This window comes from uncultured Campylobacter sp. (genome assembly GCF_938030685.1).
GTDB lineage: Bacteria > Campylobacterota > Campylobacteria > Campylobacterales > Campylobacteraceae > Campylobacter_B.
On sequence record NZ_CALHHX010000014.1, the window covers coordinates 1 to 16,901 of the forward strand.

Genomic DNA, 16,901 nt, shown 5'->3' on the forward strand with positions numbered 1-16,901 from the left:
ACATTGCCGTAGGTCTTGCGGCCGCCGGTTACGAGCTGAGCTAGCTCCATGGAGTATTCGCGCACCCTAAAGATATGCATAAAGGCGTTGTAGTTACCTGTTACCTCGCAGGCTAGACCGATATTTAAAAGATGGCTGTGAAGGCGCTCGATCTCAAGGCAGATGACGCGGATGGCTTGCGCACGAAGCGGAATTTCAAGCTTGATAGCTTTCTCTGCTGCTTCAATACATGCAATCGCGTGAGCGTAGCCGCAAATTCCACAGACGCGCTCTGCTAAATAGCCCATCTGATCGTAATTCATTCGGTTTTCAGCTAGTTTCTCCATACCGCGGTGTTGATAAAACAAGCGGTAGTCTGCATCGATAATCTCATCGCCGTCGCAAAATAGTCTAAAGTGTCCCGGCTCATCGCTCGTTACGTGAAGAGGTCCAAGTGGAACATCTACTACGCCATCACCGCTAGGAAATAAAAACTCTGCATTAGGCTCGTCTTTATGATCTACAGGATCGGGCCTATAGCGATAGTCCATTGCGTCTTTGCGAAGCGGATGAAGTCCATCCGGCCAATCGTCGCTTAACACCAAACGACGTTTATCAGGCAAGCCTTCGGCGATTAAGCCGAACATATCAAAAGCTTCTCTTTCGTACCATACGCAAGCAGGCACTAAAGGAGTAACCGACGGGAATGTCGGATCCGATCCAGGAATTAGCGTCCTAACGGTGATGAAGCATTTATCCTCTGCGGCGAAATCCTCCGCTTCGGTCATTTTGCCACCTTCCATAGATATCGCATAGTAAAGCGCGAAATTTCCGTTTAGCTCGCGCTCATCGTTAGGGATCATCGTGCTAATAAAACCGCCGATGTCATAATATAGCGTCTTAACCGCAAGCGGCAGATCATTTCTATCCACTAAAACGGTGATTTGATCCTCGGCTTGGCGGGTAACTTCTAAGACCTTGACTTTGGTCTTTAAAATTTCTATAAATTTATCGCCTCTCATTTTTAACCTCTCATCATTATTCTAACGCCGTTTTCGACGAGCACCCAAAAATCGCCTACATGCCATACGCCAAAAATTATAATTAAAGCGCAAAGCAGAATTAACGGTAAATTTTCAAACAAGCTCATCTCTTTTGCGTAAACCACTTCGCCTTTAGGCTGACCGAAGCTTGCCATATTGAAGTGCGCGAAGTCCGCAACGAAAATAATTACGAGCGCGATCGCAAATAATGCTACCGCAAAATATTGACCGTTTTCGATAGCGCCGTGAAATACATTAAATTCGCTCACAAAGATCGCGAACGCAGGCACGCCTACGAGCGAGCAGACCGCAGCGCCGAACATCACGGTAGTAATCGGAGCGATCTTTATCATACCGCCCATCTTAGTCATATTTTTATGACCGTAAATTCTAGCTATATTACCGGTAGAGCAGAATGCAAGAGCCTTAGTAAAGCTGTGAGCTAGGCAGTGAAAGATCGCTGCGAATAGTCCAAATTTACCGCCGACACCCAGCGCAAACGCGATAACGCCCATATGAACGACCGAGTGGTAAGCAAACATTCTCTTTACGTCGTGCTGACGGACGAGGAAAATTCCTGCGACAAATAGCGTGATCGTTCCTGAGATCAACATTACTTGGCAAACAAAGCCTGATCCTACCGCCTGAGCGGTCACGGCATAGTATCTAAATAGCGCAAGCATAGCGCATTTTAAAAGTACGCCAGAAAGCAAGGCCGAAATCGGAGCCGGTCCTTCTGCGTGTACGTCCGGAAGCCAAGTGTGAGTAGGAGCAAGTCCTGCTTTGGTTCCAAAGCCGATCAATGCAAAGATAAAGATAAGTTTGATGGCATCGTGGTTCAAGTCTTTAGCATGATCTATAATGCTAGTCCAAAGCATTGAAGCTTCGCCGTCGCCTGTGATTTTGAAAGTAGCCGCATATAGTAAAACGGTAGCATAAAGCGCAAACGCTAAGCCGATCGAGCAGATAACGATATATTTGTAACCGCTCTCGGTAGATTTTTTATCTTTATGAATAGCAACCAAAAATACCGAAGCTAACGTAGTAGCCTCTACCGCAGCCCACATAAACGCCACGTTGTTGCAGATAACGCTAAGCGTCATTGTAAAAACGAAAACGTGGCAGAGCGCATAGTATTTTCTAAGATCGCTAAGATCTAAATGACCGCCCTGTATCTCCCATTTCATATAGGTGGTGGAGTATAAATTTACCAAAAAGCCCGTTACTGCAATCAGCACTAAAAATACACAGCCGAGGCTATCTAAAAATAGAAATTTATTGTATTCGTAAAAAGGCTCCCAGTTTCCGCTGATAAGTTTGCCCACATTGCAAAGCAGTGCTGCCGAGGTAGCTGCAGAGATCAAAACGTGCAGCGTGCTAAGCAGTTTGAAATTTTTAGGACATAAAAACAGTATCAACGCGCCGACCAAAGGAAGAATCAATATAAAAAGTAAACTATTCATCTTTATCCCTTTAAATTTGAAGCTTTGGACGTATCAAGCCCATCGTAAGCTTTGTAAAATCTAACCGCCAAGACGCTCATTATGATGACCGCAAAAATGGCGTCGGTTAAAATTCCAAGCTCGACTAGCTCGTGCGAATTGTAAGCCATAAGCGCAAGGCTTAGATGGATGCCGTTTTCAAAGAGGCAGTAGGCCAAAATTTGCTTGATGAAAGAATTTCTAAGCATGAAGCCGAAAATTCCCATCATAAATACGGTTACCGCCGCAATTAGCGTGATTCTTTCCTCAATTAGCGAGAATTTCAAAAGAATAGGGCTTATCGTCATTGCAATCGCCAAAGAAAATCCCATAGCGATAACGGGGCTTACGAAAAAGCCGCCCACCGGCTCATCCTCGCTGATTACGCCAAGTTTTTTGATTAGGAAGAATATAATTCCCGGCACAAAAATAACCTTCGTAAAAAAGGCCACTACAGCCCAAATTTTAAGCTGCGGCGCATTGAAGGTAGAAGACAGCATAAAAAATATGCTTACCAAAAGTAGCGTCTGAACTGCGTAAATTCCGATGGAAAGTTTTAAATTTCTAAGTCCGAATACCGCTAGCGACGTTACTATCATACAGATTGCTAAAATATCGATACTAGTCATCTTAAAATCCTACTACGTAAAGCGTTAATGCCGCAAAAGCGATGGCAAGAGCGCCGCATGAAATTTTACGCATGCTTGAAGTCATTTTGAAGCGCGGTCCGAAGTTGTCGATAAATACTGCGGCGACGTAGAATACACCCGTTTTTATCACGAAGATTATGATCGCCAAGAACGGATTGCTAAAATTCCACGGCTCAAATATCGTTAAAAATAGACCGATCATCGCAAATTGTTTCAAAATAAGCGCCGCTTGTACTAAGCCAAGATCGCTACCTGCATATTCGCCAAGTAAGCCTTCCTGAAGCTCTTGCTCGGCTTCGGCAAGATCAAATGGCTTTCTGCCGGTCTCTACATACATGCACCATAAAAATGCGATCGATGCGACGGCAAAGCTTGGAATTTGATAGCCTATCTCTCCGCTTCGCACCATACCCTGAATCACGACTAAATTTGAAGTACCTGCCGCGAGCATAACTGCGATGAGGCACATCATCATTACCGGCTCAACATAAACTGCAAGCATCTGCTCGCGTCCGCCGCCAGTTGCGGCAAACGGATTGCCGCTATCTATCGAAGCCGCACCGAATACGAAGCGCAGAAGCGCGCCTAGATATAAGATAACAAAGATATCCGAATATGCTCCGAAAATTTTATCGGTGGTCGGATCGCTGTAAGTGATAGGAATAGCCGCCAAGATCGCCGCCGAAGTAGCGAATAAGAAAAACGGAGCCCACCTAAATACCCAGTGGCTGCATGCAGGAACGGTCCTGCCGCGCTTGAAAAGCTTAATAATATCGCGGTAAGTCTGGAAAAAATCGCTTCCTTGTTTTGATTGAAGTTTGGCGCGAAGTTTTCTCGCCATTCCGTCAAATAGCGGGGCGATCAAGACGATAACTGCGACTTGAAATATCATCAAAAATATAGTTTGTATAGTTTGCATCATCTCCCCCTAGATCAAGAAATAGCCGACGCCGAGTATCGCGCAAAGATAGATCATAATATAAAGCGTATAGACGTTTGTATAGCCGCTTTGGAAAATTCCTATTTTATCAGCGATTTTCATACTCCAGTTAATGACCGGCTGATAAAACATACCCCACCAAATATCTTGTGGATGGTTGTGGTATTCGATCGGTCCGAAGTAGCCGTTTTGCTCGATTCTGCGTTTATGACCTCTAAAGAGCCAATCCATAATCTTTCTTAGATCGCCGGTGAAAGGACCGCCCGTCATCTGCATGCGAGAGCTATATTTAAAGCCGCACGCCCAAGGATCGGTTTCTCTCGGTTTACTGCGATTTGCCTTCATAACCGCGAGGATTATAAACGGAAGGAACATCGTCGAGCATAAAATGACCGCGATGAGCGGAGTCGAAACGATACTTCCCAAAGGCGAAGTAATCGACGTAGCACCGATGCTTGCGATATATTGGGTGTTTTGCGTGATGGAATTGACCGCCTCCATAATGTAACCCACTATGAAGTGTGCGCCTACGCCAAATCCCACGCAGCCTATCATCAAAATGATCATTCCTAAAACCATTCCGAGTGGGCTTTCTTTTGCGTTTTCCCAAATTTTTTCATCTCTTGGGGTGCCTGCAAAGATGACCGCGTAGAGTTTTAAGTGCATACCGACCAAAACGCCCGTAAGCGCAAGTGCGACGACTGCCAAAGAAAAAGCGTATCTAATGAAAATTCCGCTCTCTTTAGCGCCTTGAAGCATTCCTTGATAGGTAAACCACTCTGAAACGAAGCCGTTTACCGGAGGAAGCGCTGCGATACCCATGATACCGATAAACATACCGACTGCAGTTAGAGGCATTTTTTTAGCTAGACCGCCTAAAATGTCCATATTCTGCGTATGAGTAGCGTGGATTACCGAGCCTGCGCATAGGAATAAAAGACCTTTGAATATCGCGTGGTTTACTACGTGGTAGCAGCCCGCCAAAAATCCGACTGCTGCTAGCGTTACATTGCCCGCTGCGACGCCGTAAATTCCGGTGCCAAGACCTAGCAAAATGATGCCGATATTTTCAACCGAGTGGTACGCAAGAAGCGCTTTGAAATCGTGCTGACACAAAGCGTATAAAACGCCGAAAAGCGAGCTTGCGGCTCCAAGGATCAAGATTGCAAGTCCGAAATAGATGCTTAGCGGTAAAAATAGTGTAAATTTAACGAGCGTAAAGAGCGCTACTTTAATCATAACGCCGCTCATCAGCGCAGATACGTTTGACGGAGCCGCAGGGTGAGCTTGTGGTAGCCAGACGTGAAAAGGCCACATTCCCGCTTTTGAGCCGAAGCCGACCAAAAATAGCACGAAAGCAGCCACGGAAGCGCCCATCGGCATATTTACTTTTCCCCACTCCGCAAATTCGAAGCTTCCTGCGTAGTTTGCAATGATAAGTAATCCACAGGTGATACAAAATGCACCGATCTGTGCTATACCTAGATATACCATAACGGCTTTGAGCGTGCCTTTGCCATCGTTTACTATGATTAGAAATGACGAGATTAGTGTCATAAGCTCCCATAAAACAGCGAAGCAAAATACATTATCCGCACTGATGACTAAAAGCATAGATAAGATGAAGGTATTAAATAAACATGCAAAAACGCCGATATTTGCCTTTCCGATATATTCCTCGGCGTAGCTCATACCGTAAACGCTGCTTGCAAAGCCTATAAAAACGACTACGAAGCTGAAGAAATTTCCAAGCGGGCTTAAAGCAAATTTTGGCGCATATAAGAAAGTGCCGCCCAAAACGAAGCTATCGCTTACGCCCATATTGGCTACGAAATGACACATCGCGTAAAAACAGCTGATAGCACCTAATCCAAATCCCACCTTAACGGCAGTTTTTGGAGCGCAGTATAAAAGGATACTAATTACTGCACTGACGATAAATAAAGTATAGACGCTTATCATTTTGCGCCTCCTTCTTTTTTGGCGACGCAACTGATTTCGCCGTTTAACACGTCTTTTGCAAAAGCATTAGCCGCATCGTAGTCTATCGCAAAGCCCAATTTATGCTTACCTTCTTTAGGATCTATCATAATGATAGCGCTAGTTGGGCAAACCTCGACGCATGCAGGACCGTTCTCGCGTCCGTTGCATAGATCGCATTTGATGGCGGTGCTTTTGGCACCCGCTTGGCTTTCGATCTCGAGATAATACTTCGGCTCGACCGCATAATTTACTGACGGCATAAGCTCGGCATTCGAGCTGATCGCGCCATAAGGACAGGCGAGCGTACACATCTTACATCCGATGCAAATTTCTTCGTGTAATTCGATATAGTTATTATCGAAGCGAAGCGCACCGGTAGGGCAGACATTTGCGCATGGTCCGTCATCGCACTGCCTGCACTGCGTAGGCATAACGCCGTAAGCCTGTCTAAGCACGGTAAGTCGCGATTTAGCAAGCTTGCCGCGCTCGTAGGCACTTGAGTAACAGGCCGCCATGCACGTCGTGCAACCGATACATCGTTTGTAATCGCAGATTACAAATTTATGTTGTTTCATACCTTTCTCCTTGACTTAAGGAATTTTAAAAATTTTTTACTAAAAATTTTGGTGTAATTATATTTAAGTCCGTAAAAAAATTCCGTCATTTATCTGACGATATTTGGAATTTATTTGATAAATTTGCTTTCAAAGCTTAAATTTGAAAACTAATTTCTTTTTTAAACCAGTTCGTTGATTATTTGCTTTAAAAGTCTAGTATATCAGTATTAAAGTATATTTTAAAATTTAAATTACTACTTAAATTACCCCAACTTACTCCTAATTATAATTGAAAAAATTCTTTTAGCTTAAGGCAAAATTTCAATTTTATTTTAGGTAAGAATTTATATAATTGTGCCGAAATTGCATATATGGTAATTTTGCATGTTTAGTATTTTCGAAAGGAGAAAATATGGCGAATAAAGGCAAGGTCATATGCCCTTATTGTGGCACAGGCTGTCAAATCGAGCTGACTGCGGAAGACAATTATATCAAATCCGCAACCGGCGTAAGCGACAACCCCGTAAATCAAGGTTGTTTATGTTTGAAAGGTTATTACGGATGGAATTACGTAGGCTCTAGAGATAGGCTTACTACTCCGCTAATTCGTAAAAAGAATGGCAAATTTAGTAAAGACGGCGATTTGGTCGAGGCTAGTTGGGACGAAGCGCTTGATTTGGTTGCTAAAAAGATGCTCGAGGTTAAAGAAAAATACGGCGCTGACGCGATAGCTGGAAACTATTCCGCACGCTGTACGCATGAGGATAACTACGTAGCGCAGAAGCTACTTAGAATTTTAGGCACGAATAATATCGATCACTGCGCGCGCATTTGACACGCTCCGACTGTGGCAGGTCTTGCCAAAACAATCGGTAACGGAGCAGCTACAAATAGCTTCACAGAGATCGGAACTCACAGCAACTGCATTATGATGATCGGCTCAAACCCTGAAAACGGCCACCCGATCGTAGCTATGCACGTTCAAAGAGCGCTAAATAGAGGCGCCAAACTCATCGTCATTGACCCAGTTAAGACGGAATTTGCAAATCGCGCAGATATCCACCTCCAGCTTGAGCCGGAGCACAATATCCCGGTTATAAACGCTTTAATCCATGCTATTATCGACGAGAATTTGGTAAATCAAGAATTCGTTGAGAAATACACCAAGGGTTTTGAATATGTAAAAGAGGCGGTTAAGGATTATTCGCCTGAGGCCGTAGCTAAATACACAAGGTTAAACGCTGAAGATATTAGAAAAGCGGCTAGAATTTACGCTACTACGCGACCTGCGGTTATCACGCACGGCATGGGCGTAACTCACTTCAACCACGGCGTGGGCGCGGTCTGCGACATTTCAAATTTAATGCTCGTAACGGGCAATGTGGGCGAGCTTGGAAGCGGCGATCTACCGATCCGCGGACAAGAAAACGTTCAAGGCTGCTGCGATATGGGAATGCTTCCTAACGTATTTACCGGCTATAAAGCTGTAACCGACGAGAGTGCCCGTGATTGGTTTGAGCGCCAGTGGAATTTGCCGAAAGGTCATCTAAATGGCAAGATCGGCATTCATAAAACCGAAGTGCCTGACGCAATTCTTGATGGTAGGGTAAAATTCTTCTGGACGATGGGTGAAAACCCGGTTATGACCGATCCGAACGCAAACCACTTCTTGCGCGCGATTTCGCAGGTAGAGATGTATGTGATCCAAGATATTTTCTTAACCGAGACGAGCCGCAAAGCAGATGTTGTGCTTCCTGGAGCTTGCAGCGGCGAGAAGGAGGGTACTTATGCTAACGCCGAGCGCCGCGTACAGCATAGCGAAATTGTAGTTGCCCCTCCGGGACAAGCTAGACAAGACTGGGCTATCATCTGCGAGCTTGCCAGACGCCTAGGTCTAGGGGATTATTTCACATTTCAATCTCCAGAGCAGATTTGGGAAGAGGTGCGCAGGGTAGCTCCGCACAACTACGGCGGAATGAGCTATTACCGCATCAAAAAATACCACGGACTTCACTGGCCGTGCCCTGATGAGAATTCTATGGGCGGACCTGCATTGTACCTTGATAAAAAATTCTTTACCCCGGACGGTAAAGGAAATTTCGTCCCAGTTCTATTTGTGGATGATAAGAGCAAGATCGAAAGCGCCAAAGAGGAATTCGCAAAGCGTATGAATATGCCGAAAGATTATCCTGTAATGGCAGGCTCCGTGGACGAGAAGACCGATGCAGAGTTCCCAATCCAGCTTCTAACTACGCGTAAGGTTTACGAGTACGCAGGAGGCGCGATGACTAGGCGCTCTAAGACCGTAGAGCAGGGCGGCGACGCGATAGGACCGATTGCGGAAATGAATCCGAAACTCGCCGAGCGATATGGAATTTCGCAGGGCGATTTCATCGTCGCGTGGAGCCGCTACGGCTATATCGCGATCAAGGCGGACATCACCGAGTGTATAATGGATGGTATCATTCAGATGTCTTATCACTACTGGGAGAGCTGCTGCAACGAGCTAACCAGCGGCGGCTGGGATCTAATCGCCAAAACTCCTACGTTTAAGGCGGCGATTCAGATTAAAAAGATCGACGAGGCGGAATTCTTGCGTATCCGCGAGCTTAAGCGCATTAAATTTCAAACCAATAAAGTTGTTTACGACGACTTCCACCACCATCCGATTAAATTCTAAGAATTTAATCTTATCCGTAGATTCGGGGGCTATGCTTCCGAATCTACTTTTTAACAATCAATTCAAATAATATGAAATTTTGGCGATCTAGCCGTCTTGCAGTATTTTAAAGATCAAAAATTTAAAAAATTCAATAAATTCTGCGGTACTTCAAATACGTCTTTTTGCGTAGTCGCACTATCGAATAAGAGGGCAGTTGAAATTTATCTGCTATTGCGTTAATAGATGTGGCGGCAAGAGATCAGCCGTTCGTGATTTAACAAATCCTAATAAATGTAGTCTCTATAAGAGCGGCGCAATGGAGTAAATTTTAAAGATAAGCATGATAATAAGGCCATTTTATCGCAACAAATCTTACCAAATTACATTATTGATTAAATTTTAACGCGCGTAGGCTGATTTTATGCGAATTAGCCTATATTGCCAAGTAGCGCTGCAATTTTAATAACGCAAATGCAATTTTTGTGATTTTGATAGATGAATGCAAAAGGCTTATAGGCTTTTTTAAAATGCTAGACGCGGCTTTTTTAGTCTTAATAGTTGCAAATACCGGTTTCTAGCATAACCGGAGTAGTTTCGCGCTCCGTCTGAAATCCATAAATTTTGATTTTAAAATTTTAGATTTAAAATTCCGAATTCCGCCGTGCTTGGAGCTCGGAATTTTTATAATTTTATTTTATCGCGTGTTTTTGGCGTTCTATTTTCACGCGGGAGCCCTTTGCTGCGCCAGATCACGCCGCTTGCGATGTTAAAGCTATTGCGCCAAAGCTTCTGCCTGCTTGCGGACGAGATTTATGAAGCTAGGCTCTGATATTGAAGCTATTGCGCCAAAGCTGCTGCGGCAGAATTCCATTTACTTTATGCAAAAATAGTTAAAATTTCTGCCGCTTGTCGCTCCTGAGCTACTTATTGTGCCGGTCTGTTCGTCTCGCTTTAATTTTTATCGCTAGCAGCACCTACTTTACTTTGTCGCTCCTAAATTTTTGCCGTCCGTCGCATTAGAATTGCTCGCAGCGCCGTGATTTTCGCTGTTTTCAGAATCTGAGTTTGTCGTACCGCTAGGGCTTGCGGAGATTGGGTTTGCTGCACTTTCGCCTGCGATACTGCTTACGTTATTTATGTAGGCTACGGTGCTTATTTTATTCCATTCTCTGCCGATTTTCAAAAATGCGCGCTGGCTGTCTAGGATCTCTTTAAACATTGGATCTTTCGCCGCTTCCTCGTCTAAGATTTCATTCGTTGCTTTTTTAAGCGCGGCTATCACGTCCGCAGGAAAGTCGCGCACCTGCACATCCGGAAACTGCGCTTTTAGCTCCGCCCAAATGCGAGCGTTTTCGTAAAAGCCCTTATTTTGGAAGTTCTCTCCGGCAAGTCTTGCTGCAGCCTCTAAGATCGCTTGAAGATCCGCAGGCAGCTTCTCTAGCGCCTTTTGATTTACCAGCAGTTGGCAGTCTCCCATAGGCTCTTGCCAGCCTGTGTAGTAGTATTTAGCCACTTTGTGAAATCCAAGTGGCATATCATAGACAGGGCTTACCCACTCGACCGCATCGATCGTACCCATCTCTAACGCCATAAATAGCTCGCCCGTAGGCACCGTGTTTATAGTAGCACCTAGCTTGCTCATCACCTCTCCGCCTAGCCCTGGTATGCGGAATTTAAGCCCTTGCAAATCTGCAACCGAGTTGATCTCTTTTTTAAACCAGCCACCCATTTGCATGCCGGTAGATCCCATCAAAAAGGTCTTCATGCCGTATTGTGCGAACATCTTATCATTAAGCTCTCGCCCACCACCATAGTAATACCACGCGTGCTGCTCATCAGTAGTCATACCGAAAGGCACTGCCGTCCAGAGCATAGTTTTGGCGTCTTTGCCTTTATAATAATAAAGCGAAGTATATCCTAGATCGTATTGACCGCTTTTGACGAAGTCGAATATGCCAAAGCTTGCCTTGTGCTTGCTCGGCGTATCGATGCGGATCTGAAGCCTACCACCGCTAAGGCTTTCGGCATAGTTTTTAAAATCCTCGGCGGCAGCGCCCAAAACGGGCGTAGTCGCCTCCCACGTACTAGCAAGTCTTAGGCGATATACCTTATCGTCGCCGAAAAGCTGCGAGCCCAAAAGCATGAGACATGCAAACAAAAAAATCTTTTTCATTTATATCCTTTCATAAAGTTTTAAATTCATAAAATTTCAAAATTTAGCGCGCCGTCGGCTTAAAATTTAATCGCGTCCTGCGTTACTGCTACGAAATTCTGCTTCGCGGTATCTATTTTATCGACACGTTGCTTTCTATTCTATTTTACGACGCTTCATCTTATAGACACCTTGCTTTGCAGACGTCTTATTTCGCGACATTTTACTTCTTAGCGCCCTGCCCAAGCTTTTTTATTTTACAATGCCTGGCTTTGCGACGATAGAGCGCCACGTTAGTTTTATTTCGCCGCATTCGGGCGTACTTACTTACACCTGCATCATATCTAGCGATAATATTTTATCAAGCGCGCTTATTTAAAAACCTCTGGCAGCAGACCTATTTTGCTTAGAAACAACAAAAGTATCTTAAAATGCTATCTTTGCGCCTTTGCAGATAAAATTCTCTTTTTCTTTCAAAGCGAGCTTTGTCATTATCGGCAAGCTTAGACGCTACGCCATTTTTTGATCTTAGACGGCAGAATCGTGCTTTTAAATTTAAAATTCCGCAATCTGCACAATCTTCGCGCCACACTGGCAAGCAAAGATTTAGCCTTTATATTTAAATTTTGCGCCTTAGTTGAGCGCAAAATTCCGCGCGGAGTTTTTGAAATTCCGCGCGAAGTCTAGATTAAAATTTTACGCAGAGCCATCCCGCGTTGTCTAAAATTTTTTGCAAAATTCCGTGCCGCAAAATGCACTTAAAATTTTAAATTTGCTATTGCGCGGAATTTTCTTAGCGTAAATTCTAAGCCTTGAAATTTTACTCTTGTTCGACAGCATAAAATTTTAAAATTAAATTCTGCAACTGCCATGCCTTAAAATTTTATTTGCAAAACATACTTTTTAAATTTTAAAATTTTAAATCTAAACCCGCAAAATTCCGTATTTTGCGTTTTTGAAATTCTATTTAGTAAAATTTTATCTCGCGGATCTCTCGCTCTATAAATTTCCGCGCTAAATGAAATTTTACTCCGCATAGTTTGCGCTTCGTAAAATTCTAGCTCGCAAAATTTCGCTTAAAATTTCGCAAGCTAGCCCTTATTTTCGAATAGTTCCGCGTGTTTGCTACGCAAAAACTCGACCACGGCGATCACCTCGTCCGCGCCGCTAGCGTCAGAGTTCGCAAGCACCGTGTCGATATTTTCGATGTAGAGCTGCGCCGCATCGGCGAGCCGCTCGCGCTTCACGCCCGCATAAAGCAGCATCGCGTCAAGCAGGATATTAATCTCGTAGATGAGGTCCTGCTCGGCGATTTTTTCGTCATTATTTTTCATCTTCTTCCTTTGAAATTTGAGTTTTTTTCTCGATTAGATCCACGATTTGCGCCTTTACGGCTTCGTACGAGCTCGCGTCCTTAAAGCCCGCAAACATCCCGCCGCTCGCATTTACGTGTCCGCCGCCGCCGAGGAGCAGCTTTGCCATTTCGCTTACGTCGATCTTGCCGTCGGCGCGGAAGCTGAGTGTTTTCTTGCTCGTTACGTCGATGAAAAAATCGACATCAGGGTTTTGCGTCAAAAAGTCGTTGCCGATGACGCTTACGTTGCCGATATTGTAGGTCAAAATGCCTTTTTTATCGAGGTAGCTGATCTCAAAGCGCTGCTTTTGCGTGCTTAGGCGATCGACTACGAAATGCGAGACGAGATTGCTTAGCGTATCGTCGCGCTCGCCTTTAAAAAATTCCTTTTTTATGCCGTGCAACGCGCTATCTAGCGCTATGTGTGCGTCCACCTCGTCTTGAAATTTAAAAATTTTTTCTAACAGGAAAAAGATATAATCCCTGCTCTCTCGCTCAAACATAATTTTATTGATCTCTTTTGCGCCCGAGACCATGCCGAGGCAGACCTTGCCGAGCTCAAACTCGCTCTGCTCCTTCAGCCAGATATCCACGGCGTTTACGACGCGCACGAGCTTATCCAGCCGCGTCTCGCCGCCGAACATCGCGCTGAAAAAATCATACGTTATCTTCGTGGCGCAGCGCGATGAGTCCAAAAAATACCACGGGAATTTTTTCGCGCACTCAAGTCCGCTTTGATGATGATCCAGAAGGATCACGCGGGCGTTGCGGCGGGCTAGTTCACCGCTAAATTTCTCGCACTGCGCAGGCAGTAAATTTAGATCGGTGATTAAAACTAGGCTTTTTTCGTCTGCGTTTGCGGCAAGCCTTGCGTCGATACCGGCGAGGATGAGTTCAAATTTTTCGTTTATCTCCTTGCCGTAGTTGGCGTTGAAAAATTCCACATCCGTCAAATAGTGCGCCGCGACGAACTGCGCGCCGTAGCCGTCCAGATCGGTGTGGCTTAGGTGATATATTTTCATTTGCGCTCTTTGCCGATAATGTCTGCTAGCGTGATCGTATCCATATACTCATCGACCTTCTCCTGAAGCTCGCCGAACATTAGATTGACGCGGCATAGCGTGCGACCGTTCGGGCAGGCGTCGATCCCCTCGGCGGTGCAGTCAAATACCGTCGCCTTGCGTCTTTCGGCGCTTTTGATGATCTCGCTTAGCGTGATCTCGTCCGCATTGCGCGCGAGCACAAAGCCGCCCTTAGCGCCTTTGAAGGAATTTAGAAGCCCCGCACGAGCTAAATTTTGTAAAATTTTAGCCAAAAAGCTGCGTGAAATTCCAAGCTCGCTAGAGATCGAATCGACATCCATCGATTCCTCCTTACCCGCGATGCAGATCATTGAAAGTAGGGCGTATTCGCTTGCTTTTGTAAAAAGCATTTATTCTCTCCTTTGGTCTGAAAGCGTGCATTTTACACAAAGAAAGCAAAAATTTAGGTTAATTAAGTATAATCGCTTCCTATTTTACCGATCAGGAGGTCATCATGGCTTTAGACACGGCTCAAAAAGCACAGATAGTTGCGAAATTCGCTAGAAGAGAGAAAGATACAGGTTCTGCGGAGGTGCAAATTGCGCTTCTTACCGAGAGGATCACGCTTTTGACCTCTCATTTGCAAGCAAATCCGAAAGATTTTTCATCTCGCTTAGGACTGCTAAAGCTAGTAGGTCAGCGCAAAAGAATGATGAAATATCTTAAAAACAAAGACTACGCGGTTTACTCCAAGCTCGTTAGCGAGTTAAATTTAAGAGATAAATAAGCTCCCTTGCTCGCGGCAGCGTTTATTTCGCCCCGCGATTTATACACGGCGTCCGTCAAACGGCGGGCGCTTTTTTTATACCCGTTATACAGCCACGCTTTTTTGACATTTGAATTTTTTGAGAATTTTGTAATTTTGCCTGAGTTATGAATTTTAAAATTCCGTAGGAATTTTAAAATTTTGTCAAATTCTAATGACTTGCGTGGTTCTGGCTTGTGACGGAATTTTTAAATCATAGGTGACGATAAATTTTATCTGCGCCGTCTTGCGTACAGTTAGAATTATGCATTCGCGCTGTTTGGATAATCTAATCTGCATCAAAATTTAATTGTCAAATTCCAAAGAATTTAGATGAAGCTTTTATCATGCCACCAAAAATAGGGCGGCTCGTAGAATTTCATTTTTTGGAATTTTTAAAAATAATTTTGCTTCTTGCAATTTGAACTTCTATTTAAACGCCGCGAAGCTCATAAAATTCGCCCATTTAAAGATACTCTCGACGCACTTAAAGCCCGCGCTTAGCGCCAAGGCGCGGTTTTCCGCTTCGGTGTAGGGCACGAGCACATTTTCGAGCGCCTCGCGTTTTTGCGCGATCTCGTAGCGCGAGTAGCCCTGCGCGCGCTTGTAATCCTCGTAAATTTCGATCATCTGGCGCGCCAGCGCAGGCTCTTCGTAGACGATCTTTTCGCTAAAGATCAAAATCCCGCCCTCGCGCAATCCGTCGTAAATTTTACTCACGAGCGCGGCGCGGCGCGGCGGCCTGATGAACTGCAGAGTGTAGTTTAAAATCACGGCGTCGCAGTCTGCGAGGCTCGCATCCAGCACGTCAGATACGCTAAGCTCAAGCTCGGCACCGAACGCTGCCGCCTTGGCGCGGGCGTTTTGTATCATCGCCTCCGAGCTGTCGATACCGCATAGCCGCAGATCTGGGCGCAGCGCAAACAACGCCAGCAGCGCGGTCGCAGTCGAGCAGCCAAGATCGATCACGCGCGCCTTTTGCGGCAGTATCCGCGCCAAAAGCTCGCTGCTAAGCCGCGTGCTTGCTTCATAAAACGGCACGCTGCGGCCGATCATATCATCAAAAACCGACGCGACGCTGGCGTCAAACTCAAACTGTTTTTTGATAGGCTCTTTAAAAATTTCGTCTTTCATTCGTTTCCTTTTTAGTTTTGCTATTTGCGCAGCACTCGATTTATATTTTCTGCGCATGCTAAGCGCAGAATTCTCACGCCGTGCTTTCTGCACTTACGCGACACTCTATTTGCGACCGCTACGCATGGAATTTTTGCGCTTAGTTTGCTCTGCGCGAAGCATACCTAAATTTTAAACGCAGCATGAGCGCTTTTGATGCGAGCGAGCTGTATTCCAGTTTATGCCCCACTTCTAGCCCAGATACGCTCGATGCATGATTAAATTTCACGTCTTGCTTGACAGACTCTAAAATTCCGTGCCGTGCAAATACGTTCTTAAAATTTTGCGCCGTATTTAGCGGGCTTGGAATTTCTCAGCATTAAATTTTACGCCGCCAAATCTCGCACTGCCAAAACAGCTCCTTTAAATTCTTTAATTACGAACTTAAACTAAAAGCATAGTCAAAGCTCTATTGGTAGAATTTCGTGCCCATTTTGCGATTTTACGCGCCGCAAAAATAGAGGCGCTTGGTAAAATTTTACGTTTGACTATACGCATAATTTAGCCGCTTGGCTCTTGCTTGGCGGCTTGGCCCTGCTAAATTTTAAAGCTTCACAGCGCAACTAAGATTTTTTATCGTCCTCGATTCTCGGCGCAGCTTGCACTTGCCTCACCTTGCATGAGCCTAGGCTCAAGGTGCGTTAAAGCCATGTAGGCGGTACGTCGTTAAAATTTAACGACTTTTTAGCAGCTTGCGCGCCGCTTTTGTGTACACTTCCCATATGGCATCGCAGACGCAGACGGTGCACCAAGCATCCTCGGAGGCAGGCACACGACTTTTATACGGGACGACGCAGACGGCTCATTTAATGCGTCGTAGATGCAAAACGCGGGCAGACGCATCAAATCAAGCGCACAGCCCGCAAGTTTCATCTTTAAGCTTACAAGCCGTAGATTAAAATTTGCGGCTTCGTAGTACCGCCTCCGCCTCTGAAACGTCTTTTAAAATCTGCTCTTTAAGCTGCGCTAGATCGCTAAATTTGCGATTTTCACGTAGGAACTTTATAAATTTCACGCAAGCAAATTTCGCGCCGCTGTTTTTGTCCGCAGCCTCTAAAATTTTATTTTCGGCGTCCAAGCTCTCGCTCGCCGCAAAATTT

General features: G+C 45.1%; 14 protein-coding genes. 2 read left to right on the forward strand and 12 right to left on the reverse strand.

Annotated features, from left to right (window positions below; all coding sequences use genetic code 11):
* The 6 genes from Q0369_RS00620 to Q0369_RS00645 form a co-directional block, all read right to left on the reverse strand.
* Positions 1-1,001 (reverse strand): NADH-quinone oxidoreductase subunit C (locus Q0369_RS00620; RefSeq protein ID WP_298094583.1); only part of this gene is annotated, 1,001 nt, incomplete at its 3' end.
* Between the two features lie 2 nt (positions 1,002-1,003).
* Positions 1,004-2,485: a hydrogenase 4 subunit F gene (locus Q0369_RS00625; RefSeq protein WP_298094586.1), complete on the reverse strand. Its 1,482-nt coding sequence runs from the start codon at positions 2,483-2,485 to the stop codon at positions 1,004-1,006.
* 2 nt (positions 2,486-2,487) lie between these two features.
* A complete protein-coding gene (gene hyfE / locus Q0369_RS00630) occupies positions 2,488-3,132 on the reverse strand; it encodes a hydrogenase 4 membrane subunit (protein WP_298094589.1) in 645 nt (214 codons plus the stop codon).
* A gap of 1 nt (position 3,133) precedes the next feature.
* Positions 3,134-4,072 carry an NADH-quinone oxidoreductase subunit H gene (locus Q0369_RS00635; RefSeq protein ID WP_298094592.1) on the reverse strand — a complete coding sequence of 313 codons (939 nt, stop codon included), beginning with the start codon at positions 4,070-4,072 and terminating at the stop codon, positions 3,134-3,136.
* A gap of 9 nt (positions 4,073-4,081) precedes the next feature.
* The gene (locus tag Q0369_RS00640) at positions 4,082-6,055 is read right to left on the reverse strand and encodes a proton-conducting transporter membrane subunit (RefSeq protein WP_298094595.1); all 1,974 of its coding nucleotides are present in this window, start codon (positions 6,053-6,055) and stop codon (positions 4,082-4,084) included.
* Positions 6,052-6,651, reverse strand: a complete 600-nt coding sequence (locus Q0369_RS00645; RefSeq protein ID WP_005871891.1) for a 4Fe-4S dicluster domain-containing protein — start codon at positions 6,649-6,651, stop codon at positions 6,052-6,054. The genes Q0369_RS00640 and Q0369_RS00645 overlap by 4 nt, the downstream gene beginning before the upstream one ends.
* Positions 6,652-7,045: 394 nt before the next feature.
* Between Q0369_RS00645 and Q0369_RS11140 the strand changes: the two genes are divergently transcribed.
* The gene (locus Q0369_RS11140) at positions 7,046-9,313 is read left to right on the forward strand and encodes a molybdopterin oxidoreductase family protein (RefSeq protein ID WP_367178948.1); all 2,268 of its coding nucleotides are present in this window, start codon (positions 7,046-7,048) and stop codon (positions 9,311-9,313) included.
* 961 nt (positions 9,314-10,274) lie between these two features.
* On the opposite strand, the gene Q0369_RS00660 is transcribed toward Q0369_RS11140, so the two are convergent.
* The 4 genes from Q0369_RS00660 to Q0369_RS00675 all read right to left on the reverse strand — a co-directional run bounded on the left by Q0369_RS00660 (position 10,275) and on the right by Q0369_RS00675 (position 14,233).
* A complete protein-coding gene (locus Q0369_RS00660; protein ID WP_298094598.1) occupies positions 10,275-11,468 on the reverse strand; it encodes a TRAP transporter substrate-binding protein in 1,194 nt (397 codons plus the stop codon).
* Positions 11,469-12,538: 1,070 nt separating this feature from the next.
* On the reverse strand, positions 12,539-12,781 hold the full coding sequence (locus Q0369_RS00665) for a hypothetical protein (protein WP_297881153.1): 243 nt from the start codon (positions 12,779-12,781) through the stop codon (positions 12,539-12,541).
* Positions 12,771-13,823 carry a DHH family phosphoesterase gene (locus Q0369_RS00670; RefSeq protein WP_298094601.1) on the reverse strand — a complete coding sequence of 351 codons (1,053 nt, stop codon included), beginning with the start codon at positions 13,821-13,823 and terminating at the stop codon, positions 12,771-12,773. Before Q0369_RS00670 ends, Q0369_RS00665 begins: the two co-directional genes overlap by 11 nt.
* The gene (locus tag Q0369_RS00675) at positions 13,820-14,233 is read right to left on the reverse strand and encodes an Rrf2 family transcriptional regulator (protein ID WP_177387765.1); all 414 of its coding nucleotides are present in this window, start codon (positions 14,231-14,233) and stop codon (positions 13,820-13,822) included. Before Q0369_RS00675 ends, Q0369_RS00670 begins: the two co-directional genes overlap by 4 nt.
* A gap of 104 nt (positions 14,234-14,337) precedes the next feature.
* On the opposite strand from Q0369_RS00675, the gene rpsO reads away from it, so the two are divergent.
* Complete coding sequence (gene rpsO / locus Q0369_RS00680; RefSeq protein ID WP_297989767.1) at positions 14,338-14,610, forward strand: 30S ribosomal protein S15; 273 nt, start codon at positions 14,338-14,340, stop codon at positions 14,608-14,610.
* A gap of 447 nt (positions 14,611-15,057) precedes the next feature.
* Here the strand turns inward: rpsO and cmoA are convergent, their stop codons facing one another.
* Both cmoA and Q0369_RS11145 read right to left on the reverse strand, forming a co-directional pair.
* Entirely contained in the window at positions 15,058-15,762 is a 705-nt protein-coding gene (gene cmoA, locus Q0369_RS00685) for a carboxy-S-adenosyl-L-methionine synthase CmoA (protein WP_298094605.1), read from the reverse strand.
* A 934-nt stretch (positions 15,763-16,696) separates the two neighbouring features.
* Complete coding sequence (locus Q0369_RS11145) at positions 16,697-16,879, reverse strand: riboflavin kinase (RefSeq protein WP_367178949.1); 183 nt, start codon at positions 16,877-16,879, stop codon at positions 16,697-16,699.
* Positions 16,880-16,901: the final 22 nt, after the last annotated feature.

Coding starts and splice junctions, on each gene's coding strand:
- rpsO (WP_297989767.1), top strand. CDS start 14,338: ATGGCTTTAGACACGGCTCAAAAAGCACAGATAGTTGCGAAATTCGCT.
- Q0369_RS00635 (WP_298094592.1), bottom strand. CDS start 4,072: ATGCAAACTATACAAACTATATTTTTGATGATATTTCAAGTCGCAGTT.
- Q0369_RS00660 (WP_298094598.1), bottom strand. CDS start 11,468: ATGAAAAAGATTTTTTTGTTTGCATGTCTCATGCTTTTGGGCTCGCAG.
- Q0369_RS00670 (WP_298094601.1), bottom strand. CDS start 13,823: ATGAAAATATATCACCTAAGCCACACCGATCTGGACGGCTACGGCGCG.
- Q0369_RS00645 (WP_005871891.1), bottom strand. CDS start 6,651: ATGAAACAACATAAATTTGTAATCTGCGATTACAAACGATGTATCGGT.
- Q0369_RS00625 (WP_298094586.1), bottom strand. CDS start 2,485: ATGAATAGTTTACTTTTTATATTGATTCTTCCTTTGGTCGGCGCGTTG.
- Q0369_RS00665 (WP_297881153.1), bottom strand. CDS start 12,781: ATGAAAAATAATGACGAAAAAATCGCCGAGCAGGACCTCATCTACGAG.
- Q0369_RS00640 (WP_298094595.1), bottom strand. CDS start 6,055: ATGATAAGCGTCTATACTTTATTTATCGTCAGTGCAGTAATTAGTATC.
- Q0369_RS00675 (WP_177387765.1), bottom strand. CDS start 14,233: ATGCTTTTTACAAAAGCAAGCGAATACGCCCTACTTTCAATGATCTGC.
- hyfE (WP_298094589.1), bottom strand. CDS start 3,132: ATGACTAGTATCGATATTTTAGCAATCTGTATGATAGTAACGTCGCTA.
- cmoA (WP_298094605.1), bottom strand. CDS start 15,762: ATGAAAGACGAAATTTTTAAAGAGCCTATCAAAAAACAGTTTGAGTTT.